The organism is Citrobacter sp. Awk 2 (genome assembly GCF_028069815.1).
GTDB lineage: Bacteria > Pseudomonadota > Gammaproteobacteria > Enterobacterales > Enterobacteriaceae > Citrobacter.
Genome location: NZ_JANEWL010000034.1, coordinates 1 through 26,911 on the forward strand (window position 1 = coordinate 1; position 26,911 = coordinate 26,911).

Consider the following 26,911-nt stretch of genomic DNA (forward strand, 5'->3'; position numbering starts at 1 on the left):
AAATAATATAGGGATAATAGACAAAAAGAAAATCATAAATACATTCAACCGCCCCGCGGGTATGGCTGGAGAACAAGGATACCAGCGAGGCAGCTTCCGTTATTATTTCTCTGGCAATTTAATATCTTTGAACATAGCTTCAATATCATCGTTGGAACGCAACGCCACCGCCGTATCCACCACATCGCGTGTCAGATGCGGTGCGAAACGCTGAATGAAATCATACATGTAGCTGCGTAAAAATGTGCTGCGACGAAAACCAATTTTCGTGGTGCTGTGACTGAAAATATCATGAGCATCAACACGCACCAGATCCGGATCAGAGAGAGGATCCACTGCCATGCTGGCAATCACGCCCACGCCCAGCCCCAGTCGGACATAGGTTTTTATCACATCAGCATCGGTTGCCGTAAAAACAATACGCGGTTCAAGACCCGCGCGATTAAACGCGGTATCCAGTTCTGAGCGCCCTGTAAAACCAAAGGTGTACGTCACCAGCGGGTATTGCGCCAGCTCTTCAATGGATACGGAGGCTTTGCCCGCCAACGGATGGTCTGGCGTAACAACAATCGAACGGTTCCAGTGATAGCATGGCAGCATCACCAGATCATCGTACAGATGCAGTGCTTCCGTCGCGATGGCAAAATCAGCATTCCCCTTCGAAACAGCCTCGGCAATTTGCGTCGGCGATCCCTGATGCATATGCAACGAAACGCGAGGATAACGCTCAATAAAACCTTTAATCACGTTGGGCAGCGCGTAACGCGCCTGCGTGTGTGTGGTAGCAATATATAACGAACCTTTGTCGGGCCAGGTATGTTCACCCGCAACCGACTTAATGGCATCCACTTTTGACAAGACTTCGCGGGCAATACGAATAACTTCCTGCCCTGCAGGAGTCACCTGCGTCAGGTGCTTACCGCTACGGGCAAAAATCTGGATGCCAAGCTCATCTTCCAGCATACGAACTTGCTTACTGATCCCAGGCTGGGAGGTATAGAGTCCTTCGGCCGTTGAGGAGACATTAAGGTTGTGGTTTACCACCTCAACGATATAGCGAAGCTGCTGTAATTTCATGTTAAGCCATCCAGAATTGTGCCATCAGAACATCGTTTAAAAGCAGACTCACACGCGCTGCTAATACGATTTAATAATAAAAAGCCTGTCAACTATAACCACTATATCATTTATATGTACGCTGTATAGGTATGACAAAAAATAATACGCCGCAAACAAAAAGGGTCGCTTACGCGACCCTTTGAGGAGAAATTCAGCCAGAACGCTGTTATTTCTTACCTTCTACCCATTTACCGTCAACGAAAAATGCAGACCACCCGGTTGCTTTACCGTCTTTTTCCGCAGCGACATATTGCTGCTTAGTTTTACGGCTAAAGCGAACCATCGACTTATTACCATCGGGGTCCGTCTGCGGCGCATCGGCCAGGTAACGCAGTTTTTCCGGCAGACGATCGCGGAAGCGATACAACTCTTCCACTAACGGTGCACGGGTTTCACGTGATTTCGGGAAGGTGTTAGCGGCCAGGAAAATACCTGCTGCACCGTCACGCAACACGAAATACGCGTCCGATTTTTCACACGGCAGTTCCGGCAACGGAACAGGATCTTCTTTCGGCGGAGCCACTTCACCATTACGCAGGATCTTACGGGTGTTTTTACACTCGTCGTTAGTACATGCCATGTATTTACCGAAACGCCCCATTTTCAGGTGCATTTCAGAACCACATTTCTCGCACTCAACGATAGGACCGTCATAACCCTTAATACGGAACTCGCCCTCTTCGATTTCGTAACCATCGCAGGTCGGGTTGTTACCACAGACATGCAGCTTACGTTTTGGATCGATCAGATAGCTGTCCATCGCCGTACCACACTTCTGGCAGCGACGCTTTGCGCGCAAGGCGTTAGTTTCGGCGTCATCCCCTTCCAGTACGTTCAGGACTTCGTTTTCCGGCACCAGGTTAATGGTGGTCTTGCAACGCTCTTTCGGTGAAAGCGCATAGCCGGAACACCCAAGGAAGACACCGGTGCTGGCGGTACGGATACCCATCTTGCGCCCACATGTTGGACAATCAATGCTGGTCAGTACCATCTGGTTCGGACGCATGCCGCCTTCTTCGGGATCTTTCTCGGCTTTATCCAACTGCTGAGTAAAATCACTGAAGAAGTTGTCGAGCACACCTTTCCACTCAGCTTCGTGGTTCGCCACCTGGTCAAGGCTGTCTTCCATCTGCGCGGTGAAATCGTAGTTCATCAATTCGCGGAAGTTTTCTTCCAGACGATCGGTGACAATTTCACCCATTTTTTCAGCGTAGAAGCGACGGTTCTCAACACGAACGTAACCGCGATCCTGAATTGTAGAGATGATCGAGGCATACGTTGATGGACGACCAATACCCCGTTTTTCAAGTTCTTTAACCAACGAGGCTTCACTGAAGCGCGCTGGTGGCTTGGTAAAGTGCTGAGCTGGTGTCAGCTCGACAAGTGTCAGTACATCGCCTTTATCCACGGCCGGTAAGATGCGATCTTCATCACCCTTACGCAGTGCAGGCATCACTTTTGTCCAGCCATCGAAACGCAGAATACGGCCACGTGCTTTCAGGCGGAAATCACCCGCGCCCACGGTTAACGTAGTGGAATCGTATTTTGCTGGCGTCATCTGACAGGCAACAAACTGGCGCCAAATCAGTTGATACAGTTTTTGAGCATCGGCTTCCATATCTTTCAGAGATTCCGCCTGAACAGCGACATCAGAAGGACGAATAGCTTCGTGCGCTTCCTGCGAATTCTCTTTGCTGGCGTACTGGTTTGCGCTTTCTGGCAGATACTTTTTGCCAAAATTATCGCTAATGTAATCACGGACCATCGCCACAGCATCCTGACTCAGGTTGGTGGAGTCAGTACGCATATAGGTGATATAACCCGCTTCATACAAGCGCTGCGCCATCATCATGGTTTTCTTCACGCCAAAGCCCAGACGCGTGCTGGCAGCCTGCTGTAACGTGGACGTGATGAAGGGGGCACCCGGCTTGCTACTGGTTGGCTTATCTTCGCGTTCCAGAACGCTATAACGTGCTTTTTCCAGCAGGCTTACTGCCGCGAGTGTTTGCTCGCGATTTACCGGACGGAACGGTTTATCGTTCTGGTGAGTAACCTCAAGCGGCAATGCATCACCGGCTGGCGTCGTGGTATTGGCATCAATTTCCCAGAACTCTTCGGGGACGAATGCTTTAATTTCACGCTCACGCTCAACAACCAGACGCACGGCAACCGACTGTACTCGGCCGGCAGACAGGCCACGGGCAATTTTTTTCCACAGCAGCGGCGACACCATATAGCCGACAACGCGATCCATAAAGCGACGAGCCTGTTGTGCATTAACACGGTCGATGTTCAGCTCGCCCGGTTTTTCAAACGCCTGACGGATAGCGTTTTTAGTAATTTCGTTAAACACCACGCGGCTGTAGCGGGTGTCGTCGCCACCGATAACTTCCCGCAGGTGCCAGGCAATGGCTTCCCCTTCGCGGTCAAGGTCGGTTGCGAGATAGATGTGGTCGGCTTTTTCAGCCAGTTGTTTCAGTTCAGAGACAACTTTTTCTTTACCAGGCAGCACTTCATAGCGCGCATCCCAGTTGTGCCACGGGTCAACGCCCATGCGGTTGACGAGAGCGCCACGTTCATCCTTTTTGGGCTTTTTAGCCGTTTTGGTGGAGGTTGAGTCGGCGCTCTTTTTAGTTGCTGAGCCACTGGTCGGCAAATCACGGATATGACCGACGCTGGATTTCACCACGTAGTCATTACCCAGATACTTGTTGATCGTTTTGGCTTTTGCCGGGGACTCAACGATGACAAGAGCTTTACCCATATTCACCTTTACCTAATTTGATTCTTCCAGAATGCGTCGCACGTTGATTCACCTTCCACTGGCGACGAGACATCGATATGGTCTCTGCGTCGGAGGATATCAACCCCTTAAACTGATTTGCGCTTGTAATGTAACTCTCATGTAACTGAGTTAACAGGCTTTTTCGCACACAAACGCTTTGGCGCGACGGAGTATTGGTCGAATGTCAAGCAAATCTGTTGCCAGATTGACGAAAGCGTCACACTGTACCTGATAAAATGCGTTACGCAACTTTATTAGCATGCAAAAACAAATCTCGCCAGTTGCAATCCCCTCCTATAGCCTTCATTTAAGTCAGGGAATATTTGCCCATAAGCTGGGCTCGGCGTAGACTAATGTCCTTGTTTAAGGAGTAAATAATGCATAAAGACACTCAACCCATCGATCGCGAAACACTGCTGATTGAAGCCAACAAAATCATTCGTGAGCATGAGGACACGCTGGCGGGGATTGTCGCCACCGGCGTAACGCAGCGAAATGGCGTGCTGGTTTTCAGCGGAGATTACTTTTTAGACGAGCAAGGGCTACCAACGCCCAAAAGCACTGCAGTGTTTAATATGTTTAAACACCTGGCGCATGTGCTTTCTGAAAAGTACCACTTGATCGATTAACGCGAGAAATGATTTGCCGGATGGCTGCGCTGCCTAATCCGGCCTACGATGTTACGAACCTGTAGGCCGGATTAGATGCGTGAGCCTCGCCATCCGGCAATTGCAATTTTACATCAGGGGCTTCTGTCCTCGCTGCCACCAGCGCATAAATAAGCGGTCTGCACTTTCTGCCGCGCTACCAGTGAAACGGTCCATCAGTTTTTTGCGCTGCATATAGCGGACGTTCAGCACTTCACGACCATCCATCAACCCTAAAATCACTTCATCACTGGTATTGATCTCATCGACCAACCCGTTTGCCAGCGCCTGTTGCCCGAACCAGTGTTCACCGGTAGCAACCTGTTCGATGTCCAGAGTTGGACGCATACGCTGCACAAAATCTTTAAACAGATGATGGGTTTCATTCAAATCTTCACGGAATTTCTGTCGCCCTTCTTCCGTATTTTCGCCAAGCAGTGTCAGCGTACGTTTGTACTGTCCAGCCGTGTGCAGCTCGATATCAATATCCTTGCCTTTCAGGAAACGGTTGAAGTTCGGGATCTGCGCCACCACGCCAATCGAGCCCACAATGGCAAACGGCGCTGAGACAATTTTATCCGCTACACAGGCCATCATATATCCGCCGCTCGCTGCGACTTTATCCACCGTTACCGTCAAGGGAATCGCTTTATCGCGTAGGCGCTGCAACTGCGAGGCAGCCAGCCCATAACCATGTACCACACCACCGGGGCTTTCCAGACGCACAACCACCTGATCCTGCGGTTTCACCACCGCCAGTACCGCCGTGACCTCTTCCCGCAGTGCGCTGACCTCGTGGGCATCCATACTGCCCTTAAAATCGAGCACCCAGACGCGAGGTTTTTCTGATGACGCACTGTCCCCCAGTTTTGCTTTGGCTTTGGCGGTTTTGGCCTCTAGCTTATGCTTCTTTTTCTGCGCTTTATGCCATAACTTCTGCTGATGACTATCCAGCAATGCCATCGACAGATCTTCCTTCATCTCTTTATATTGATCGCTAAGATTAATAACGCGTAATTCACCACGCTGACGCTTACGTTGTGTCGCGTTTACAATCAGCATGACAATCACCGCAATAGCCACCACAACAGTGACAATTTTTGCCAAAAACAGCCCATATTCAGACAACAATTCCACGAGACCCACCTTGATTAAACAACGCTACTTTCGCTCAGTGTACAACAGGCGTGTAAACCCGTCTTGCTTCATCCATCCGATGCTGAATCGGCAAAAAGCATGACAAAGTGTTCATTTTGCGGTGTTATTACCTTTGGCTGATTGAAAAACACCAGTGTTTAAGGCATAAAGCCGAAAAGTTATCGCGAACGAGATGGCCAAAGCGTCGCCGAGGAGTAGCCGTGCATTACCAACCTAAACAAGACCTGTTACAGGATCGCATTATTCTGGTCACCGGTGCCAGTGATGGCATCGGACGTGAAGCCGTGCTTACCTATGCACGCTACGGTGCGACCGTTATCCTGCTTGGACGTAATGAAGAAAAATTGCGTCAGGTTGCCCGCACCGTCGCCGATGAAAACGGAACACAACCACAATGGTTTACACTGGATCTGCTGACCTGTACCGCTGAAGAGTGTCACCAGTTGGCGCAACGCCTCGCCGCACATTATCCGCGTCTGGATGGGGTGTTGCATAACGCCGGGCTGCTGGGCGATATTTGCCCGATGAGCGAACAAAATCCGCAGGTATGGCAGGATGTTATGCAGGTCAATGTCAACGCGACGTTTATGTTGACTCAGGCATTGCTGCCGCTGTTACTCAAATCAGATTCAGGATCGCTGGTTTTTACCTCCTCAAGCGTCGGTCGTCAGGGACGGGCTAACTGGGGAGCGTATGCTACCTCTAAGTTTGCAACCGAAGGGATGATGCAGGTCCTGGCAGACGAATACCAGAATCGCCATTTGCGCGTAAATTGCATTAATCCAGGCGGCACGCGTACCGGCATGCGTGCCAGCGCATTCCCGACGGAAGATCCGCAAAAACTCAAAACCCCCGCCGACATTATGCCGCTGTACCTGTGGCTGATGGGCGATGACAGCCGCCGTAAAACCGGTATGACTTTTGATGCCCAACCGGGCCGTAAACCAGGAATTGCCCAATGAGTGAAGAACGCTATCAGCAGCGCCAACAGCGCGTAAAAGACCGGGTTGACGCGCGTGTTGCGGCCGCCAGGGACGAGCGCGGAATTGTCATCGTTTTTACCGGTAATGGTAAGGGTAAAACTACCGCTGCGTTCGGCACAGCAACTCGCGCAGTGGGCCACGGTAAAAAAGTCGGTGTAGTGCAGTTCATTAAAGGTACATGGCCAAACGGCGAAAGAAACCTGCTCGAACCTCATGGTGTAGAGTTTCAGGTGATGGCGACCGGGTTTACCTGGGAAACACAGAATCGTGAAGCTGACACCGCTGCCTGTCTGGCCGTATGGGAACACGGTAAACGAATGCTGGCCGATCCTGAGCTGGATATGGTTGTGCTGGATGAACTGACGTATATGGTGGCCTACGACTACCTCCCGCTTGAAGAGGTGATCAACGCCTTAAACGCGCGCCCGGCCCAGCAGACGGTCATAATTACGGGTCGTGGATGCCATCGCGATATTCTGGAGTTAGCCGACACGGTCAGCGAGTTGCGTCCGGTCAAGCATGCTTTTGAAGCGGGCATTAAAGCCCAAATGGGGATTGATTACTAATAGCAGGCCGGATAAGGCGCTTGCGCCGCATCCGGCTCCACGCTAACGCCTGATGGCGCTTTGCTTATCAGGCCTGTTCATGATTAACCGTTGTTGTTGCGTCCACCCGGGCGACGGCTGCTGCCAACCTGAGAGTGACGCTTCACCGCACGGCGGATCTGATTCGCTTTCATGCGACGACGGTCTTTCTCGACAGCGACTTTAGACGTGGTTTCCGGTTTCAACTCCACCAGTTCACGCAGATAGTTGGTCTGTGCAAGATCAAGCTCCGTCCAGCCGCCACGCGGCAGACCTTTCGGCAATGGAATATCGCCATAACGTACACGGATAAGACGACTTACCTGCACGCCTACCGCTTCCCACAGACGACGAACCTCGCGATTGCGGCCTTCAGTCAGCGTGACGTTATACCACTGGTTAATCCCTTCACCACCGCTGAACTTGATGGTTTTAAACGCAGCCGGACCATCTTCCAGCTGTACGCCACGGCTCAGATCACGCAGTTTAGCTTCATCAACCTGACCGAACACACGCACCGCATACTCGCGTTCAACTTCACGGCTCGGGTGCATCAGACGGTTCGCCAATTCACCATCTGTAGTAAACAGCAGCAGACCACAGGTATTGACGTCCAGACGACCTACGGCAATCCAGCGCGCGTCGCGCAGCTTTGGCAAGCGGTCAAAAACGGTTGGACGACCTTCCGGGTCGTTACGGGTACACAGTTCACCTTCCGGCTTGTAATAGGCCAGAACGCGGCAGATTTGTTCTGCAGATTCTTTCACCGAAATCAGATGGCCGTCGATACGGATTTTCAGACCCGGCGTCACTTCAACGCGATCGCCAAGCGTGGCAATTTTGCCATCAACGCTCACACGACCTGCTGCAATAATGGATTCAATTTCACGGCGAGAACCGTGGCCAGCACGCGCCAGCACTTTTTGTAACTTTTCGCTCATAGAGCTTCCTTTAGGTGTCGCCTTCCCAGGCGTCTGGTATACTTTCAAAAACAACGAGTTAGCCTGAATTTAAACTTAACTCACTGATCTGTAACTATTTCATGGTACACAGCATGCAAACAACGTGTCACACAAGCTGTCACACACAATGATTCGTGGGCGCACATACTACACGAATTTTAGACTAAATGATTCAACAAGTTTTGTGCGTCTGAGTCTTGGTACTGACAGTCAAAAACAAGCCGAAGTGGTCATGAATCAGATCCGCCCATACATTCCTCTCGTTCAGAATGGGACAATGGGTATTGAAGAGTTTAAGCGGAAGATTCAAGGCTACCGAGCCGCCACCAAGCAGGACTTTGATAGCTATCTACTACGTGCCCTTGAAAGAGATGTTGCCGAAGTGGAGCGCCTCCCAGAGTTGGGCCAGTGGCATAAAAGCATCAATCCTGATTCGCCATTATTGGCCTCTGATACGGTAGAAGCTGCCCAAGGTTATGCCGATGCACATTTCAAACGAATGGTGGACGGCAGCGAACAAACGGCGAACGAAGTGCTTGCCAGCTTACACATGAAGAAAATTGAGCTATCTAAGGCTGATCTACCGCTTGCAAATCAGGTTGCCGCAGCGCTTGATCTGAGTCGTACAACGGTAGCACAGGCGTATGAAGCATTTTATTCGAAAGACTTACTACGATACCGACAGATCACAGCGAGCCTACAGGCGCAGTTAGAAGAGGCAAAGCTCAAATCTGAGCCGCAATCTGACTTTGAACCCAAACAGCCCGTGATCCCACACGCCAAAGAGGTTGCAAGCCAAGCAATCACGCGGACCGAAGCATGGGTGATGTATGTCAAAGATAAAGGCCAAAAGTGGCGCAGGAGTATCGCCAATGAAAACCAGCGCTTCTTTGATGTACTGCTTTACGTCGTCGGTGACAAACCAATTGATTCGGTATCCAGCAAGAGCACCAGCTTAAAGCAGAGGCGCGAAGCACTGAGAGCATCGCAGATCATTTCCCTCGCATCATTCCTAATACGCCAATCATAGAATGGCTCCCCGGCTACTACATCCACCGCAGTGAGTGGGAAGCTCACCGTGACGGGGAAAAAGTTGTTGACGTAACAGAGGAACGAACCACCAGCGACCCGGAACTTATTTCCTATCAGTGGAACCACTTTGTAATCAACTCCCGTTTCCCTTGGCGATTAGAAAACTACGCCATCAAATACACGTTCTATCAGGCGTAGCGAAATAGCATACTACTTCAACACACCCAGATTCGGGCCGTTCCCCCCTCAAAACCCCTCGAAAATCGTAGCGAAATAGTTTGATCAATTTAATCGACACACCTATAATCGCTACATACTATTTCGATACATTTTGGAGAACAGAATGGCTAACATCGGTTATGTTCGAGTGAGTACAGATAAACAATACACAGAGCGCCAGCTTGACGGCGTGACCCTCGATAAGAAGTATGAAGAGAAAATGAGCGGCAAGAATGCCAACCGTCCGCAGCTTCAAGAGATGATCGCTTATGTTCGTGAAGGTGACGTGATCCACGTTCACAGCCTCGACCGCTTAGGGCGAAACATTCGTGATGTTTTGGACATTATCGAGCAGGTGAAAGACAAGGGCGCATCCGTGCAGTTCCACAAAGAAGGAATCACGGCAGGAACGGCAGCGAATGCCGCCAGCAACCTGATGCTAAACATCTTTGCCGCAATGTCACAGATGGAACGAGAACAGCTCCTCGAACGTCAGGCAGAAGGATACGCAGCAGCCAAAGCAGCGGGACGCAAAGGCGCTCGCGGCAATGGCGCAGCGGTTGACCGTGTAGGGATTGTGTCAGCGCTTGCCGCTGGTCAGTCTATCCGAACCATAGCGAAGGAGTTCAACGTGTCCACCAGCACCGTGCAGCGTATCAAGACCGAACAAGCCACAGCCTAACAACCCGCGAAGGTAGCCACCCCCTCACCTGTTCCGGGGCCACCAGCGCCCCGCTACTCCTCGATGCGCTACCGTACATCCTCCACCAGCTCCTTGATATTTGGGGATTGCCGGGGTAAAAACCGGGAGTGCCTCAAAATTCGCGCTTAATAGCCCAAGCAATGGCGAAGAGCATCACCCCCTTCCCTTGCCTTGGTAAACACTCCATTCCCCCCGATCATCTCTCCCACGTGACCGTAATCACGGCCCGGAATAATACTGACCAGCTAAACAAGGTAGGTTTTTAACTACTCTTTTTTTGGGAAAACTTGCAGTGCATACATGACCAATTATTCTTCGGGAGAATTCCATAAGCCCGATTTCCGGCGGTGACAATGGAACGCAGGTGATATTTCTTGTTATCACCTTCGTAGCATCTCGGACAGAAAGGGATTTCATCACCTTCTTTCCAATACAACGGCGGCTTAAATACGAAAGTTGATTTGTCTACCAACTGTTGTTCAAGATGTTTGTTTTTTTGTTCAGCGTCGAAAAGCAAAGTCTGCGTAGTTATCGCTTCGATTTTGGCGTTAGCAAGTTCAACCATCAGATTAGCCAATTCAAGTTTGAGCGTTGCCTTGTCAAGTTCATCACTGTTATTCGCCAGTTTCTGGGTGATGCTAACCGCTTTATCAAGGATTCCAACCGCTGCCGCCGTACCTGCCAAAATGCCTGCCATAGCATCCCTTGTCTGAGATTTGTTGAAGATTAATGCTCACTACTTTACCGGATAACCTTCTGTTACGAAACGAAGTTTCACTTAGGTCTAATGTTTGTTGCGCATGTGGTTATTGCTTGTAGAATGACCTCTGTGATTATTTCTATAACAAGTAGAGGGACTTATGAAACAGTACAACAACGATCTTACCCCTGAAATCATCGCATCTTTAGATGCTCCTCGTTATACCGACAACCAACTGTCCGAAATGAATGAAGAAGCCCGCCAACTCGTTATCGAGCAGCAAGAGTACGCCGAACACCATCCAGTTACAGCTATCTATCGTTCAGCCGTTGCCGGGAGCCGCACTCTTCGGGGCGGCATTGTCGATGTGCCTAATCCAGATCCAAGCCAGGGTATGAAAGTCCAACTCGATAGCGGTGAATGGGCCAGCATTGTCACAGAAGGTGCAACCGTCACTTATCCAGACGGAACGAAAGCTGTCATCATCACCAGCGCCGGGCAGTTAAGCGAATGGGAAGGTAAAGGAATAGCACTGGTTGGTAGCTTGCTTGATAACGGAGATGTAATTATCAGCACCCCTGATTATGGATTAGTGTTCTCTTTCCGCGAGGGTGAATCAATTCCAGATGATTTCCTGACTATTGCAAAGGTGGCATAAATGGGGGGAATGCGTCCAAACGTTTTAGGGCGGGGAATGGCGTTGTTTGGTGATCAAACCACAACTGGCGCTAAACTCATCCCCTCACTTTCTTGCGGTAACATTCTTGGTCGTCGTCCGATTGTTCTGGGTGACAAGACCACCGCTTGCCCGAAATGCGGCAAAGAAGGAAAAGTTGTTGAAGGTGAGTCACACCGCACAATTCACCAGATCCCTGTAGCCGTGGACAGGGGCGTCGTTTTATGTGGCTGCCCCTCTGGATCTAACCGTATCATAGCCCCTTTGGGATGGATCGGCCCAGGTGAATCTCCCTCTCAGGCAACAGCAAGGTATCTGGCAGAAGCGGCAACCGCAGCAGCCGCTCTTGCTGCATCTCAACAGCCGCAAGCAGAACCAGAACAACACGCCCAGACAGCAAAAAAGAAAACAGGCATCGACGCAGGTTTTGCCGTTATCCCCTACGGCGGCACCACCGAAGCCTGGCAACGTCTGTTATTCACAGGCACCCCGCCAGCACGAGCAAAGGAGTTATTCTCTACGCTGAACGGCCCGGATGAAAGATACAAAGCGGGTTCGATTATGCTTCTGGTTGATCCAGAAAAACAGGACGACGAGCAAATCGCCCACATGAAAGCCGCGAAAGCGCGAGTTGATGCGGCGTTAGAACCGCTGACAATCCAGGAAGCTAACTTCCTGCATAAACATAAAGACACCATTGATCTTTCTACCTCTCAAGCCAGTACGACAACAGGGATCGCCTCAGAAGCTGCGGGAAAATACTTTGAGAAGATCGAGAGTGTTCTGACCAAGATTCAGCAAGCATACAAAAATCAGTACATCACCAGCGGATCACTGATTAGTGAACAATTTTATGTTCAAAGACGGCAACTGTTCGGTGAACTCGATAGCATTCTAACGGATTTCACGCGTCACAAGCTGGCATTGCAGGACTACCCAGACATTAAACGGGCGTTGGGACTTTCAACCAGTTCGATTACACATCGCTGGAATCAGACCGGAGTTGCAGATATTGAGGGCTACGCCACCTTCATCGAGAAAGCTGCAAAGTATGTGAAAATGTTGAAAACAGCGGGCTATGTCGGAATCGCTCTTGATGGCGTGAACAGGCTGGATAAGATTTACGAAGCCTGCACAGTTGGGTCAGACTGCGAAAAAACGGCTTATACCGAGGTTGGAAGTTTTGGTATGAGTATAGGTGGAGGGATTGGTGCTGGAGTTCTCGTATCTGGTGGTGCCTCTACAGCTGTTTGTTCTATTGTTTTGGGGGCTTTAACCATTGAAGCAGCTGGTGCTGGAATGCTGGCTTGCGGTGTAATCTTCACTGGTGCGGCAGGTTATACCGGGGGAGAGTTGGGTGGCAAACTTGGTGAGACATTAGGAGAAAAAATCTATGAGGTAACCAAATAATGGTTACTCTATCTGATTTACTACTCTTCATCATTTCAGGCGTAATGATGGTTGCTATCGTCATGATGGTGGTCATCTCTTTTTTAAACAAAAAGCGTTTTGTTGAAGTATGCCGATTATACGAAGCGGAGTTTGGATCTTTGCCACTTGCTGCCGCAGTGTTAAAAGATGCCGACGTAATCGGTTTCACAGCAGGATACTCGACAAAAATAAACTTTATCATTCATCCGTTAATTTACGGGAAAAAGTCTGCACATAGCAAAATCGATGACGCTGCATTCATCAGAGGACTACCTGCAAACATCAGATACTGGTTTATCGCAGAATTCGTGTGCTCGGCAATAGGTTTTGTTGCCCTACTTCTCGGTGGTGTATGGCTTTGGGTCAACAAATGACCAACTTACCATCAGAACTAATCATCTGCGGATTTGGAGGGTTAAGCCTTGTCTGCGGTATCGCCGTCGCGTTGCTCTCATTTATCAACAAAAAGCGCTTCTCCGCGATCTGTACGCTGTATAAAGAAAAGTTTGGCTCTCTCCCGGCAGGGGCTATTATTTTCGACAAAGCGGACTCGATAGGATTTAGCTCAGGTTATGCCGCAAAGATCAATTTTATCGTAAACCCGTTAATCTTTGGTAAAAGCTCAGTAGACAGTACCAATGATGATGTTACGTTCATCAGAGGCTTGCCACCTCACCTCAAAAACTGGTTTATCGTCGAGTACGCTTTCTCTGTTTTAGGATTGCTATCAATCATTATCGCCGGGTCTGTTCTGTACTTCCGATAAACTCCCGAAGCCAAGCCAGCAATCATGCTGGCTTGCAATTAGCACATAGCGATCCCTCATTTCCACCAGACTCTCCCCCTGCTCCCGAATCAAAGAAGTCCGTTGGTGATACCAGCTTATTGGCGCAGACGTTAAAGCCTGCCAGAGAATAGAAAACGGTGTGCATAAAGGATGGGAGTCAAAGTGCTGCTAAAGCTGTCACACAAGGCGATGATCGCCATTCACGCACTTAGATTAATGTATTGATTAATAATGATTTTTTATTTTTCTTGCGCGCCTTCCCAGGCGTCGAACAGGAGAATCAACGGCGCCAGTCAGCGCCATTTTAAGGCCGCGTAGTATAGCGGTTCGCGCCTTTATAAGAAAGGTTTAACGTCACCAACGCCTTCGCGCAATACCACCGGGGAATCATCGGTTAAATCGATGACCGTCGTCGGTTGTTGACCAAGGTAACCACCGTGAATGATCAGATCGACCAACTTCTCCAGACGATCTTTGATCTCTTCGGGATCGGACTCGGTAAATTCGCTGCCCGGAAGCATCAGTGAAGTAGAAAGCATTGGCTCACCCAAAGCTTCGAGCAACGCCAGCGCAATGGGATTCGACGGAACTCGCAGGCCAATAGTCTTACGCTTTTCCTGCAGCAGTCGGCGTGGAACTTCTTTCGTCCCTTTCAGGATAAAAGTATAGTTGCCTGGCGTATTGTTTTTAATTAAACGAAAGGCCACGTTGTCGACAAATGAATAGGTAGACAGCTCCGACAAATCGCGGCACATCAGCGTAAAGTTGTGGCCGTCCGGCAGATGACGGATACGACAAATACGCTCCATCGCGCCTTTATCTTCAATTTTGCATCCCAACGCATAGCCGGAATCGGTTGGATAGACAATCACCCCACCTTTACGCACAATTTCAACGGCCTGATTGATCAACCGCTGCTGTGGGTTTTCGGGATGAATATAAAAAAACTGGCTCATACTTTCCTCTCTGTGATCTCGGGCTGTTCCCAAAGCTGCCACACGCCTTCGACGCCGGCAGGCAACCAAAGTTTGCGCCCCAGTTCAATCCATGGACACGGCTGGTGAAAATCAGACCCTTGCGATGCCCACAACTGATGCTGGCGCGCAAGCGTCGCCAGATGGGTACGTTCATTGGGAGACTGCTGGCACTGTGCCACTTCCATCGCGTCACCGTGATGTTCAGCAAAATGTGCGACCAGTCTTTTCAGCCACTTAGCGCTAAGATCGTACCGCCCAGGATGAGCCAGAACTGCCTTACCGCCAGAATGATGAATGACATCAATAGCTTGTTCTATTGTACACCACTGTGGCGGAACGTAACCGGTTTTCCCACGGGCAAGATATTTTTTAAAGACATCCGCCATGGTTGTGGCTTTTCCGCATTCCACCAGAAAACGCGCAAAATGGCCCCGCGTGACGGCCCCGCCGTCAGCCAAACGCAAAGCCCCTTCCCACGCTCCCGGAATATGCGCTTTGTCCAGCCGTTCTGCAATCAGGCGCGCGCGCTGCTGGCGGCGTTCCGTTTGCTGTGCCAAAAACGCATGCATCATAGGATGTGCGGTATCAATATTCAGACCCACAATATGGATCTCATGGTTTTCCCAGACCGTTGAAATTTCAACACCCGAGATCAGATTTAGCGCTAGCCCCGAACGTGAAATTTCTTCTCTTGCCGCCGCAATACCTGCCGTGGTGTCATGATCGGTGATCGCCAGTGTACCGACTCGCATCTCTACCGCACGATGTACTAAGGCCTCTGGCGTCAATCGCCCATCGGAGGCTGTCGTATGGCTGTGCAGGTCATAAATCACTGCGTAATTCGTGTCGCTCAAGGCGTCTCCCGTTTCAATAAATGTCGTATCACGATCATCATAGCGGTTTCGACAAATTAACTGAAATCAGGTGTTGACTTTACCCCATTGAACTAGTTAACTAGTACGCAAGTTCACATGAAGAAGGTATCTGAGATGAAAGCACGCTTTGTTCTGCACGGTTGGTGGCGCACTTCCTGATTTCGGGCAGTGTCTTACGTCTGCACTATGCAACCAGATACCCGGCCCGCCACATGAGCGGGCTTTTTTTTGAACAAAATTAATGAGAAGAACGATGCAAACACAAAAACCAACACTTGAACTGCTCGCCTGCGATGCCGCCTACCGTGAGAACCCAACGGCGCTGTTTCATCAGGTATGTGGCGCACGACCGGCAACGTTGTTGCTGGAATCCGCCGATATCGACAGCAAGAACGATCTCAAGAGCCTGCTACTGGTAGACAGCGCGTTGCGTATTACCGCCCTGGGTGACACTGTCACTATTCAGGCATTGTCGGCGAATGGCGCATCGCTGCTTCCTCTGCTGGACGCCGCCCTGCCCACGGGCGTTGAAAACGATAAACAGCCGAACGTTCGTCAGTTGACATTCCCCAGCGTAAGCCCGCTGCTGGATGAAGATGCCCGTTTATGCTCACTTTCTGTATTTGACGCGTTCCGTTTGTTGCAGGAGCTGGTCAATGTTCCGGCGCAAGAGCGTGAAGCCATGTTCTTCGGCGGTCTGTTTTCCTACGACCTGGTTGCCGGATTTGAAGATTTACCTCAGCTTGAAGCGGGTAACCGTTGCCCGGACTACTGCTTCTATCTGGCAGAAACGCTGATGGTTATCGACCACCAGAAAAAAAGCACCCGCATTCAGGCCAGCATCTTTACGCCAAATAACGAGGAAAAACAGCGACTGAACACCCGCCTGGCACAGCTGAGCCAACAGCTCACCGAACCCGCACCGCCGCTGCCCGTCACTGAAGTCCCGCAAATGCGCTGCGAATGCAATCAGAGCGATGAAGAGTTCGGTGCAGTAGTGCGTGGCCTGCAAAAAGCGATTCGCGCAGGTGAGATTTTCCAGGTGGTTCCATCTCGTCGTTTCTCGCTGCCCTGCCCGTCGCCGCTGGCAGCCTACTATGTGCTGAAGAAAAGCAACCCCAGCCCGTACATGTTTTTCATGCAGGACAATGATTTCACCCTGTTTGGTGCATCGCCGGAGAGCTCGTTGAAATACGATGCCACCAGCCGTCAGATTGAAATTTACCCGATCGCCGGGACCCGCCCGCGTGGTCGCCGTGCGGATGGCTCGCTGGATCGCGATCTCGACAGTCGTATCGAGCTGGAAATGCGTACCGACCATAAAGAACTTTCCGAACACCTGATGCTGGTCGACCTTGCTCGTAACGATCTCGCACGTATCTGCACCCCAGGTAGCCGCTATGTTGCCGACCTGACCAAAGTCGACCGTTACTCTTTCGTGATGCACCTGGTATCCCGTGTGGTGGGCGAACTGCGTAGCGACCTGGATGTGCTGCATGCTTACCGCGCCTGTATGAACATGGGCACGCTGAGCGGCGCGCCCAAAGTCCGCGCAATGCAATTAATCGCCGAGGCCGAAGGTCGCCGTCGGGGCAGCTATGGCGGCGCGGTCGGCTACTTTACCGCCCATGGCGACCTGGATACCTGCATTGTGATCCGTTCAGCCCTGGTGGAAGACGGCATCGCCACCGTGCAGGCCGGTGCCGGGATTGTTCTGGATTCTGTTCCGCAGTCTGAAGCCGATGAAACCCGTAATAAAGCGCGTGCCGTTTTGCGTGCTATTGCCACCGCGCACCACGCACAGGAGACTTTCTAATGGCTGACATTCTGCTGCTCGATAATATCGACTCATTTACCTACAACCTGGCAGATCAGCTGCGTACTAACGGTCACAACGTAGTGATTTACCGTAACCATATTCCGGCTCAGACGTTAATTGACCGTTTAGCGACGATGAAAAACCCTGTGCTGATGCTTTCTCCAGGGCCTGGCGCACCCAGTGAAGCGGGCTGCATGCCGGAGCTGTTAACCCGCCTGCGCGGCAAACTGCCCATTATCGGTATTTGTCTGGGGCATCAGGCGATTGTTGAAGCCTATGGTGGATATGTCGGTCAGGCGGGGGAAATCCTGCACGGCAAAGCCTCCAGCATTGAACACGATGGGCAGGCGATGTTCGCCGGTCTGGCAAACCCGCTGCCGGTGGCGCGCTATCACTCGCTGGTTGGCAGCAACGTACCGGCCGGATTGACCATTAACGCGCATTTTAACGGTATGGTCATGGCAGTTCGTCACGATACCGACCGCGTATGCGGCTTCCAGTTCCATCCGGAATCGATTCTGACCACTCAGGGTGCGCGTCTGCTGGAGCAAACGCTGGCCTGGGCGCAACAGAAGCTCGAACAAACCAATACGCTGCAACCGATCCTGGAAAAACTGTACCAGGCTCAGACGTTATCCCAGCAGGAAAGCCACCAGCTGTTCTCTGCTGTCGTTCGCGGTGAACTGAAGCCGGAACAGTTGGCTGCGGCACTGGTCAGTATGAAAATTCGTGGCGAACACCCGAATGAAATTGCCGGTGCGGCAACGGCATTACTGGAAAATGCCGCCCCGTTCCCGCGCCCGGACTATCTGTTTGCCGACATTGTCGGAACCGGCGGTGACGGCAGTAACAGTATCAATATTTCCACCGCCAGCGCGTTTGTCGCGGCGGCCTGTGGATTAAAAGTGGCCAAACACGGCAACCGCAGCGTCTCCAGTAAATCTGGCTCTTCGGATCTGCTGGCGGCATTTGGTATCAACCTGGATATGAACGCCGATAAATCCCGTCAGGCGCTCGATGACCTGGGCGTGTGCTTCCTGTTTGCACCGAAATATCACACAGGTTTTCGCCATGCGATGCCGGTACGCCAGCAGTTGAAAACCCGTACGTTGTTTAATGTGCTTGGGCCATTGATAAATCCGGCGCATCCACCGCTGGCGCTGATCGGCGTTTACAGCCCGGAACTGGTGTTGCCGATTGCCGAAACACTGCGCGTGCTGGGATATCAACGGGCAGCCGTGGTACACAGCGGCGGAATGGATGAAGTTTCACTGCATGCGCCGACCATAGTGGCAGAACTGCATGATGGTGAAATCAAGAGCTACCAGCTAACGGCGGAAGACTTTGGCCTGACGCCATATCATCAGGAACAGTTGGCTGGCGGCACGCCGGAAGAAAACCGTGACATTCTGAGTCGCTTGTTACAAGGTAAAGGTGAGGCCGCTCATGAGGCTGCTGTTGCCGCGAATGTCGCCATGTTAATGCGCCTGCACGGTAAAGAAGACTTAAAAGCCAACGCGCAAACCGTGATTAATGTGCTGCGCAGCGGTGCGGCTTACGACCGTGTCACTGCACTGGCCGCAAGAGGGTAAATGATGCAAACCGTTTTAGCGAAAATTGTCGCTGACAAGGCGATTTGGGTAGAAGCCCGCAAACAGCAACAACCGCTGGCCAGCTTTCAAAATGATGTTCAACCCAGCACGCGTGATTTCTACGATGCGCTGCAAGGGACACGAACCGCTTTTATTCTGGAGTGTAAAAAAGCCTCTCCGTCAAAAGGCGTGATCCGTGATGACTTCGACCCGGCACAGATTGCGGGAGTGTACAAACATTACGCGTCCGCAATTTCCGTGCTGACGGACGAGAAATATTTTCAGGGTAGCTTTGATTTCCTGCCCATCGTCAGTCGCATCGCACCACAGCCGATTCTGTGTAAAGACTTTATTATCGATCCTTACCAGATTTATCTGGCACGTTTCTACCAGGCCGACGCCTGCCTGCTGATGTTGTCGGTTTTAGATGATGAACAGTATCGTCAACTCGCTGCCGTCGCCCACAGTTTGAAAATGGGCGTGCTGACTGAGGTCAGCAATGAAGAAGAGTTGGAGCGCGCCATTGCGCTGGGTGCAAAAGTCGTCGGCATTAACAACCGTGATTTACGTGACCTGTCGATTGACCTCAATCGTACCCGCCTGCTTGCACCTCGTCTGGGCCATGGTGTCACCGTCATCAGTGAATCCGGGATCAACACCTATGGCCAGGTTCGCGAACTCAGCCATTTTGCCAACGGCTTTCTGATAGGCTCGGCGCTGATGTCCCATGATGACCTGCATACCGCCGTGCGTCGTGTTTTGCTTGGCGAAAATAAAGTCTGCGGACTGACCCGTGCACAGGATGCAAAAGCAGCGTACGAATCTGGGGCCATTTATGGCGGCGTAATTTTTGTCCCAACCTCACCGCGCGCTGTCAGTGTTGAACAGGCGCGAGACGTTATGACGGGAGCGCCGTTACAGTACATCGGCGTGTTCCGTAACGCCGAGATCGCTGACGTCCACGAAAAAGTCACCGCACTGTCGCTGGCCGCCGTACAACTACATGGAAGCGAAGATCAGGCCTATGTCGATGCTCTGCGCAAGGTGCTGCCCGCACAGGTGCAAATTTGGAAGGCACTGAGTGTTGGCGAATCACTGCCTGCTCGTCGCTATCAACATATTGATAAATACGTTTTTGATAACGGCCAGGGTGGCAGCGGTAAGCGCTTTGACTGGTCGCTACTGGGCGGACAATCGCTGGATAACGTTTTACTGGCTGGCGGACTCGGTGCAGATAACTGCGTCGACGCGGCTAAAACCGGCTGTGCCGGGCTCGATTTTAATTCTGGCGTAGAGTCACAGCCGGGCATCAAAGATGCACGTCTTCTGGCTTCAGTCTTTCAGACGCTGCGCGCATATTAAGGAAAAGGACATGACAACATTACTCAATCCGTATTTTGGTGAATTTGGCGGTATGTATGTGCCACAGATTCTGATGCCTGCACTGCGCCAACTGGAAGAAGCGTTCGTCAGTGCACAAAAAGACCCTGAGTTTCAGGCCCAGTTTACCGACCTGCTGAAAAACTATGCCGGGCGCCCTACCGCGTTGACCAAATGCCAGAACATCACTAACGGCACCAGGACTACGCTGTATCTCAAGCGTGAGGATCTGCTGCACGGCGGCGCGCACAAAACGAACCAGGTTCTGGGACAAGCGTTACTGGCGAAGCGCATGGGGAAAACAGAAATCATCGCAGAAACCGGTGCGGGTCAGCACGGTGTGGCGTCTGCCCTTGCCAGCGCCCTGCTGGGTTTAAAGTGCCGTATTTATATGGGTGCGAAAGACGTCGAGCGTCAGTCTCCGAACGTTTTCCGTATGCGTCTGATGGGTGCTGAAGTTATTCCGGTACACAGCGGCTCTGCCACGTTGAAAGATGCCTGTAACGAGGCGTTGCGCGACTGGTCTGGCAGTTACGATACCGCGCACTATATGCTGGGTACGGCGGCAGGCCCGCATCCTTTCCCGACTATCGTACGCGAGTTCCAGCGCATGATTGGTGAAGAAACAAAAGCACAGATTCTGGAAAAAGAAGGCCGTCTGCCGGATGCCGTGATCGCCTGTGTCGGCGGCGGCTCAAATGCAATCGGCATGTTCGCCGATTTTATAAATGAAACCAGCGTTGGTCTGATTGGCGTTGAGCCTGGTGGTCACGGGATCGAATCCGGCGAGCACGGCGCACCGCTGAAACATGGTCGTGTCGGGATTTACTTCGGCATGAAGTCGCCAATGATGCAGACCACTGAAGGGCAAATCGAAGAGTCCTACTCCATTTCTGCGGGGCTGGACTTCCCGTCAGTCGGGCCACAACACGCTTATCTGAACAGTATCGGACGCGCTGACTATGTTTCGATTACTGATGATGAAGCGCTTGAAGCCTTCAAAACACTGTGTCTGCATGAGGGGATTATCCCGGCGCTGGAGTCTTCCCACGCCCTGGCACATGCGTTGAAAATGATGCGGGAAAACCCGGAGAAAGAGCAATTACTGGTGGTCAACCTCTCTGGTCGCGGCGACAAAGACATTTTCACCGTACACGATATTCTGAAAGCGCGAGGGGAAATCTGATGGAACGTTATGAAAACCTGTTTGCACAACTGAAGGACCGCAAAGAAGGCGCTTTTGTCCCCTTCGTAACCCTGGGCGATCCTTCTGTTGAACAGTCACTGAAAATCATTGATACGCTGATCGAAGCGGGTGCCGATGCGCTTGAGCTGGGTATTCCGTTCTCCGATCCGCTGGCCGACGGTCCAACCATTCAGGAAGCGACCTTACGTGCGTTCGCGGCAGGCGTCACACCGTCACAATGCTTTGAAATGTTGGCACTGGTTCGGCAAAAACACCCAACCATTCCGATTGGTTTACTGATGTATGCCAACCTGGTGTTCAGTAAAGGTATTGACGAATTTTACGCACAGTGCGAGAAGGTCGGTGTAGATTCGGTATTAGTCGCCGATGTGCCGGTTGAAGAATCTGCGCCATTCAGAACGGCGGCATTACGCCATAATGTCGCGCCAATTTTCATTTGCCCGCCTAACGCTGACGAGGAACTGCTGCGCCAGATTGCCTCTTATGGCCGCGGTTATACCTATCTATTGTCACGCGCAGGTGTTACAGGTGCCGAAAATCGTGCAGCGTTACCGTTACATCATCTGGTCGAGAAGCTAAAAGAATTTAATGCCCCGCCTTCATTACAGGGCTTTGGTATCTCTGCACCGGAACAGGTGACAGGCGCCATTGAAGCAGGTGCTGCGGGGGCTATTTCTGGATCGGCGATTGTCAAAATCATTGCGAAGAATGTTGCAGCACCAGAGCAAATGCTGGCTGAGCTGAAATCCTTTGTCAGTGCAATGAAAGCCGCGACCCATCAGTAAGCTGAAATAACCGCCAGAAACGTCTGGCGGTTTTACCCTTCTTTCGCCTGCTTCATTTTGTACATGGCGTTATCCGCATTCTGGATGGCCACATCCAGTTCGCCCTTCACCTCAGCAACGCCCCATGACACTGACAGCGGTACGGTGTGGCCATCCACCACAAAGACGTGATTGTTGACCTGGCCACTGATACGCTGCGCAATCGCGATAGCATCACTTGTCTGGGAGCGAAACAGCAGGATCATAAATTCATCCCCACCGGTACGAATCACGAGATCGTGGCTGGTACGAGTGTTTGACAACATTCTGTTGGCAATAGTTTGCAGCGCGCGATCGCCTGCGGCATGCCCCCAGGTGTCGTTGACTGCCTTAAACTTATTGCAATCCAGCAGCACCACAGAACAATGTGATAAGTCCCGACGCTTAATAATGTCTAGAATACGCCGATTAAAGCAGCCAGTCAGCGAATCAATATAGACTTTGAGGTCGCTTTGATTCAGCCACGACTTCAGCGAGAAACTGATCATAATAAAGAAGAATGGTGCCAGCAGTATCACAATTCCGGCGTGCGTATCGCGCACCATAAACCGGCCTAATGCTATTGAGTAGTACAGCGCATATTTTTCTGACAACTTCCGCACCATAATGCGCGTTTTCCCCGTACATTTGCCAGATAAACAGAGGCGCTCATTATTGGATAAATTCACCAGAGCCACATTTAGGCCCGGTGGCATTTGATAGTCAAAAGCATTTGCCAACGCCTCCTGCAACTCCGGCTTTGAATGGTCATAGACCAGATAGGCGACGATTTGATCCGATATCTCTTTCCCGGAAAGGTCATAGATATAGCTCACCACGCTGTAGGCTTTTTCACCGGTAATTTTATCGGTATAAAAATTCGTTGAACTGAGCGCTTTATTCTTGATGTTTTTTTGCAGCAAACGGGTATAAAAATCGACTGGCGGATAGAAAAATCCGGTAATGTCCTGCGCCATTTCAGAATCAGAGAACGTAAAATTGCGCGAATCAGAAGGCATAAACCAGTAAAAATAATCCGCATTCTTGGCAATGATGTAACGATGCGCGTCAAAACTGCCAGGATTTAACTCATTAACCATGCCGCGAATAAACTCCGCTGCCGTATACATACATATAGCTTTAAGGTTAGCTTGTCGGGCGATAATCGTCCCTGTTGCCGAATGCACCCGCTTTGGGTCGGCATTAATTCCCCATTCACCTGCATTTCGCGGAACAAACTGCGCCGCATTATCACATTGATCGTCATTTTTAATGTGATGGTAGCGCTCACCAATCGCATCAGCGATGAGTTCATTATCATTAAAGATATCCAGCATACGGGCTTGCAGGCGGTTAATCCCTTCGCTGGCCGTGGCCATACGCTGTTCGTAGATGATAAACAGAAACAACGAGGTAAATATCAGCGTAATCAGCCCCGAGACCAGCAGTGCCTGCCTGTTCCTGAGCTTATCTTGCACAATCTTCACGAGTCCACCCTGATAGTTAACGGTAATGCCAAACCGGTTACCCGTTTATGTTGTTGCATAACAGCGCTGAGTATTAAAAATAATAGTGATCGTCCTGCGGCCCTGATAATGGATGAAAATAAGGTCTATCCCGTGTACCTAAGTTACAGATTTATACAACAAAAGAACATTTTTGTTAACAAAAATGCAAACTAGTCATCCCCGGCTATCGGATAGCCGGCACGCCGAATCGCCTCCCGACAGTCGCTCACGCCTGCGGCATACCCCGCTTCGATTTCACAAACCGGACTGGCGCTGCAATAAGGTAGTGTGATTTGTGTGGCGATGACCTTTTCCAGGGCTTCCACCCTGCTCATGTAATTCAATAATTCGCGCGCAGCATACACGGCAAACTCTTTCGTATCATCGTCTATGGATGCTTCCATAAGGGAAATTTTTTGTTGTAGCAGCTGACGGGTCAATATCATCGTCAATACCCTCAAAGCCAGTTTGCTTAAAGAGTAGCATTACATCAAAGGGGAGAAAGTCGGGAAGGGAAAAGAGAGGAGAAAAGCTGGCCGCTAAACGACCAGCCTTTCAGACTGGAATCGCTGACTTAAAAACGATAACCCGCGGAGAACATAAACACCCACGGATCAAGGCGTACGCTGTCGCGCTGCTGGACGCCACCCATTTTATAGCTCGCGGTGGTGTCGATATCCATGTACCAGACCGACATGTTAATCAGCCAGTCGCGGTTGATCAGATAGTCCATACCGACTTGTCCTGCCGCACCCCAGGAGTCTTTCAGGCTCAGATCGGATAAACCCGCTTCTTTCCCGTTGTTGTTAAAACCTTCATCGAAGAAAGTCGTGTAGTTCACACCTACGCCAACGTAAGGACGCAGTTTGCTGCTGGAGTCGCCAAAGTACCACTGCGCCATTAATGTCGGCGGTAAATGATGAACGGTGGCAATATCACCGGTTGCCCCGGTACCGATCTTATGGCGGAACGGCGTGGCTGCCAGTAACTCAACGCCAATATTGTCGGTTGCCATATACGTGAATGTCAGGCCCAACTGCGTATTGTTGCTGACATCAAAGCCACCCAGGCTTCCCAGCGTACCACCCGCGCCTTCCGTCGGTCTGACGGTAGCCGAACCTGCACGAATAAAGAACTCTCCGGCCTCATGCGCAAATGCGTTCCCAGAGAGAAGAGTTGTTAAAGCCAATGCTGCAACTGTTAATTTTTTCATGTCCGCTCCATCGTTATGGTTATAAAAGCGGAACGAATATACCCACAATGGAGTAATAAGTGATCTAACCTGGATCACATTGAGTTTGATAATTTAACATTTATTGATCCAGATTAAGTTAGAACTTGCATTCAAAATCCTGGTTAAATTAATTCAGATCAATTTTGATATATTTTCACTATGCAAGTACCTTTAGCTCCAACAGGAAGCGTTTGTTATTTGAACGTGATGTACAGAGAACACACAATGATGTTTCAAGATGCTGAAGTCCTGGCCAAAAATTACCGGAGCTTTACAAAGATATGCCTTTCCATACATCGTACGATGCTGCCACTGTAGAGTTATCCAGGGTACAATTGCGCGCAAATGAACACCTGCAAAACTCAAGGAGAGTGCATGTCTATCACGGCGAAATCCGTTTACCGTGACACGGGAAACTTTTTCCGTAATCAATTCATTACCATCTTGCTGGTATCGTTATTGTGCGCGTTTATCACAGTGGTGCTAGGGCATGCCTTTTCTCCCAGCGACGCGCAAATCGCGCAACTGAGCGAAGGGGATCAGCTAACCAGCAGTGTGGGCTTGTTCGACCTGGTACAGAATATGACGCCGGAGCAGCAGCAAATTTTGCTACGCGCTTCTGCAGCATCGACGTTTTCAGGGCTGATTGGTAATGCCATCCTTGCAGGAGGCATCATCCTGATGATTCAACTGATTTCGGCGGGTCATCGGGTTAGCGCATTACGCGCCATTGGCGCCAGCGCGCCGGTATTACCTAAATTGTTTATTCTGATTTTTCTGACTACCCTGCTGGTACAGGTCGGTATTATGCTGGTTGTCGTGCCTGGTATTCTGCTGGCTATCTTGCTGGCCCTCGCGCCAGTGATGGTCGTGCAGGATAAAATGGGCGTCTTTGCCGCTATGCGCAACAGTATGCGTCTGGCGTGGTCTAATATGCGACTGGTAGCGCCGGCAGTAATCGGTTGGTTACTGGCAAAAACGCTGCTGTTGCTTTTTGCGCCAAGTTTTGCAGTACTAACGCCAAACGTAGGCGCGGTATTGGCGAATACGCTGAGCAATATGATCTCTGCTGTGCTGCTGATCTATTTGTTCCGCCTGTATATGCTGATTCGTCAATAAACCCTGAACGCATGCCGGGTGTGTTACCCAATGCTTTTTGATTACGGACTCGAAGAATGAAGCAGTTTCTTGATTTTTTACCGCTGGTTGTCTTTTTTGCTTTTTATAAGCTCTATGACATCTACGCGGCAACCTCGGCGCTTATTGTCGCAACGGCTGTGGTGTTGATTTACAGTTGGGTTCGCTATCGCAAGGTCGAGAAGATGGCGTTAATCACCTTTGTTCTGGTTGCCGTCTTCGGTGGCCTGACGATTTTCTTCCACAACGATGAATTCATTAAGTGGAAGGTTACGGTGATTTACGGACTGTTTGCCGGTGCACTACTGGTTAGCCAGTGGGTGATGAAAAAGCCACTGATTCAGCGCATGTTAGGAAAAGAGCTGACGCTGCCGCAGCCGGTATGGTCAAAGCTGAATCTGGCCTGGGCTGTCTTCTTCATCCTGTGTGGACTGGCCAATATCTACATTGCGTTTTGGCTGCCGCAGAACATTTGGGTCAACTTCAAAGTGTTCGGATTAACCGCCCTGACCTTATTCTTCACGTTGCTGAGCGGAGTCTATATCTACCGCCATCTGCCGCAGGAAGATAAATCGTAATATGTGTTCGCCAGA

Annotated in this window: 27 protein-coding genes, 1 pseudogene and 1 other annotated feature; of the genes and pseudogenes, 18 read left to right on the plus strand and 10 right to left on the minus strand. The window is 50.7% G+C overall.

Annotated features, from left to right (window positions below):
* Positions 1–102: 102 nt before the first annotated feature.
* Entirely contained in the window at positions 103–1,077 is a 975-nt protein-coding gene (cysB, locus tag NNO02_RS10860) for an HTH-type transcriptional regulator CysB (protein ID WP_271450383.1), read from the minus strand.
* A 208-nt stretch (positions 1,078–1,285) separates the two neighbouring features.
* A complete protein-coding gene (gene topA, locus NNO02_RS10865) occupies positions 1,286–3,883 on the minus strand; it encodes a type I DNA topoisomerase (RefSeq protein WP_271440939.1) in 2,598 nt (865 codons plus the stop codon).
* Between the two features lie 398 nt (positions 3,884–4,281).
* Between topA and NNO02_RS10870 the strand changes: the two genes are divergently transcribed.
* Entirely contained in the window at positions 4,282–4,533 is a 252-nt protein-coding gene (locus NNO02_RS10870; RefSeq protein WP_003020616.1) for a YciN family protein, read from the plus strand.
* A gap of 108 nt (positions 4,534–4,641) precedes the next feature.
* On the opposite strand, the gene sohB is transcribed toward NNO02_RS10870, so the two are convergent.
* Entirely contained in the window at positions 4,642–5,688 is a 1,047-nt protein-coding gene (gene sohB, locus NNO02_RS10875) for a protease SohB (protein ID WP_271454807.1), read from the minus strand.
* Between the two features lie 221 nt (positions 5,689–5,909).
* Here sohB and NNO02_RS10880 point away from each other — a divergent pair, with 221 nt between their 5' ends.
* Positions 5,910–6,671 carry a YciK family oxidoreductase gene (locus NNO02_RS10880; RefSeq protein WP_271440937.1) on the plus strand — a complete coding sequence of 254 codons (762 nt, stop codon included), beginning with the start codon at positions 5,910–5,912 and terminating at the stop codon, positions 6,669–6,671.
* A complete protein-coding gene (gene cobO, locus NNO02_RS10885; RefSeq protein ID WP_271440936.1) occupies positions 6,668–7,258 on the plus strand; it encodes a cob(I)yrinic acid a,c-diamide adenosyltransferase in 591 nt (196 codons plus the stop codon). The genes NNO02_RS10880 and cobO overlap by 4 nt, the downstream gene beginning before the upstream one ends.
* 83 nt (positions 7,259–7,341) lie before the next feature.
* On the opposite strand, the gene rluB is transcribed toward cobO, so the two are convergent.
* Complete coding sequence (gene rluB, locus NNO02_RS10890) at positions 7,342–8,217, minus strand: 23S rRNA pseudouridine(2605) synthase RluB (protein ID WP_271440935.1); 876 nt, start codon at positions 8,215–8,217, stop codon at positions 7,342–7,344.
* A 253-nt stretch (positions 8,218–8,470) separates the two neighbouring features.
* On the opposite strand from rluB, the gene NNO02_RS10895 reads away from it, so the two are divergent.
* A complete protein-coding gene (locus tag NNO02_RS10895; protein ID WP_271454808.1) occupies positions 8,471–9,268 on the plus strand; it encodes a hypothetical protein in 798 nt (265 codons plus the stop codon).
* 345 nt (positions 9,269–9,613) lie between these two features.
* Complete coding sequence (locus tag NNO02_RS10900; protein ID WP_271454809.1) at positions 9,614–10,171, plus strand: recombinase family protein; 558 nt, start codon at positions 9,614–9,616, stop codon at positions 10,169–10,171.
* Positions 10,172–10,454: 283 nt separating this feature from the next.
* Here NNO02_RS10900 and NNO02_RS10905 read toward each other — a convergent pair whose 3' ends face one another.
* Positions 10,455–10,889: a hypothetical protein gene (locus NNO02_RS10905; RefSeq protein WP_271454810.1), complete on the minus strand. Its 435-nt coding sequence runs from the start codon at positions 10,887–10,889 to the stop codon at positions 10,455–10,457.
* A gap of 163 nt (positions 10,890–11,052) precedes the next feature.
* Here NNO02_RS10905 and NNO02_RS10910 point away from each other — a divergent pair, with 163 nt between their 5' ends.
* Genes NNO02_RS10910 through NNO02_RS10925 form a run of 4 tightly spaced genes read left to right on the plus strand, consistent with a single transcriptional unit; the run spans position 11,053 to position 13,765 of the window.
* Positions 11,053–11,550 carry a hypothetical protein gene (locus tag NNO02_RS10910; protein ID WP_271454811.1) on the plus strand — a complete coding sequence of 166 codons (498 nt, stop codon included), beginning with the start codon at positions 11,053–11,055 and terminating at the stop codon, positions 11,548–11,550.
* Positions 11,551–12,978, plus strand: coding sequence for a PAAR domain-containing protein (locus NNO02_RS10915; RefSeq protein WP_271454812.1), 1,428 nt, complete (start codon positions 11,551–11,553; stop codon positions 12,976–12,978).
* Positions 12,978–13,373: a hypothetical protein gene (locus NNO02_RS10920; protein WP_271454813.1), complete on the plus strand. Its 396-nt coding sequence runs from the start codon at positions 12,978–12,980 to the stop codon at positions 13,371–13,373. The genes NNO02_RS10915 and NNO02_RS10920 overlap by 1 nt, the downstream gene beginning before the upstream one ends.
* Positions 13,358–13,765, plus strand: coding sequence for a hypothetical protein (locus NNO02_RS10925; protein ID WP_271454814.1), 408 nt, complete (start codon positions 13,358–13,360; stop codon positions 13,763–13,765). The genes NNO02_RS10920 and NNO02_RS10925 overlap by 16 nt, the downstream gene beginning before the upstream one ends.
* A 356-nt stretch (positions 13,766–14,121) precedes the next feature.
* Here NNO02_RS10925 and NNO02_RS10930 read toward each other — a convergent pair whose 3' ends face one another.
* Positions 14,122–14,742: an L-threonylcarbamoyladenylate synthase gene (locus tag NNO02_RS10930; protein WP_003833336.1), complete on the minus strand. Its 621-nt coding sequence runs from the start codon at positions 14,740–14,742 to the stop codon at positions 14,122–14,124.
* A complete protein-coding gene (rnm, locus tag NNO02_RS10935; protein WP_271440934.1) occupies positions 14,739–15,617 on the minus strand; it encodes an RNase RNM in 879 nt (292 codons plus the stop codon). Before rnm ends, NNO02_RS10930 begins: the two co-directional genes overlap by 4 nt.
* Before the next feature lie 135 nt (positions 15,618–15,752).
* On the opposite strand from rnm, the gene trpL reads away from it, so the two are divergent.
* The 6 genes from trpL to trpA all read left to right on the plus strand — a co-directional run bounded on the left by trpL (position 15,753) and on the right by trpA (position 22,421).
* Positions 15,753–15,797: a trp operon leader peptide gene (gene trpL / locus NNO02_RS10940; RefSeq protein ID WP_212734703.1), complete on the plus strand. Its 45-nt coding sequence runs from the start codon at positions 15,753–15,755 to the stop codon at positions 15,795–15,797.
* Positions 15,774–15,868: a sequence feature (Trp leader region), on the plus strand. It overlaps the preceding gene by 24 nt.
* A gap of 23 nt (positions 15,869–15,891) precedes the next feature.
* Positions 15,892–17,454, plus strand: a complete 1,563-nt coding sequence (locus NNO02_RS10945; RefSeq protein ID WP_271454815.1) for an anthranilate synthase component 1 — start codon at positions 15,892–15,894, stop codon at positions 17,452–17,454.
* A complete protein-coding gene (gene trpD, locus NNO02_RS10950; protein WP_202038509.1) occupies positions 17,454–19,049 on the plus strand; it encodes a bifunctional anthranilate synthase glutamate amidotransferase component TrpG/anthranilate phosphoribosyltransferase TrpD in 1,596 nt (531 codons plus the stop codon). The genes NNO02_RS10945 and trpD overlap by 1 nt, the downstream gene beginning before the upstream one ends.
* Positions 19,050–19,052: 3 nt before the next feature.
* Positions 19,053–20,411, plus strand: a complete 1,359-nt coding sequence (gene trpCF, locus NNO02_RS10955) for a bifunctional indole-3-glycerol-phosphate synthase TrpC/phosphoribosylanthranilate isomerase TrpF (protein WP_271454819.1) — start codon at positions 19,053–19,055, stop codon at positions 20,409–20,411.
* 10 nt (positions 20,412–20,421) lie between these two features.
* Entirely contained in the window at positions 20,422–21,615 is a 1,194-nt protein-coding gene (gene trpB, locus NNO02_RS10960; RefSeq protein ID WP_202038508.1) for a tryptophan synthase subunit beta, read from the plus strand.
* Positions 21,615–22,421, plus strand: coding sequence for a tryptophan synthase subunit alpha (trpA, locus tag NNO02_RS10965; RefSeq protein WP_271454816.1), 807 nt, complete (start codon positions 21,615–21,617; stop codon positions 22,419–22,421). The genes trpB and trpA overlap by 1 nt, the downstream gene beginning before the upstream one ends.
* Before the next feature lie 32 nt (positions 22,422–22,453).
* On the opposite strand, the gene NNO02_RS10970 is transcribed toward trpA, so the two are convergent.
* The 3 genes from NNO02_RS10970 to ompW form a co-directional block, all read right to left on the minus strand.
* Positions 22,454–23,926 (minus strand): GGDEF domain-containing protein, encoded by a 1,473-nt coding sequence (locus tag NNO02_RS10970; RefSeq protein WP_271450390.1) that lies wholly within the window; start codon positions 23,924–23,926, stop codon positions 22,454–22,456.
* Positions 23,927–24,117: 191 nt separating this feature from the next.
* Entirely contained in the window at positions 24,118–24,393 is a 276-nt protein-coding gene (locus tag NNO02_RS10975) for a hypothetical protein (protein ID WP_271450391.1), read from the minus strand.
* A gap of 128 nt (positions 24,394–24,521) precedes the next feature.
* A complete protein-coding gene (gene ompW, locus NNO02_RS10980) occupies positions 24,522–25,160 on the minus strand; it encodes an outer membrane protein OmpW (protein WP_040233206.1) in 639 nt (212 codons plus the stop codon).
* A gap of 281 nt (positions 25,161–25,441) precedes the next feature.
* On the opposite strand from ompW, the pseudogene NNO02_RS10985 reads away from it, so the two are divergent.
* The 3 genes and pseudogenes from NNO02_RS10985 to NNO02_RS10995 form a co-directional block, all read left to right on the plus strand.
* Positions 25,442–25,528 (plus strand): annotated as a pseudogene (locus NNO02_RS10985) (YkgJ family cysteine cluster protein); the annotation flags it as partial.
* 28 nt (positions 25,529–25,556) lie between these two features.
* Positions 25,557–26,300, plus strand: coding sequence for a YciC family protein (locus NNO02_RS10990; RefSeq protein WP_040233207.1), 744 nt, complete (start codon positions 25,557–25,559; stop codon positions 26,298–26,300).
* 56 nt (positions 26,301–26,356) lie between these two features.
* The gene (locus tag NNO02_RS10995) at positions 26,357–26,896 is read left to right on the plus strand and encodes a septation protein A (protein WP_003020667.1); all 540 of its coding nucleotides are present in this window, start codon (positions 26,357–26,359) and stop codon (positions 26,894–26,896) included.
* The last annotated feature ends 15 nt before the right edge of the window (positions 26,897–26,911 follow it).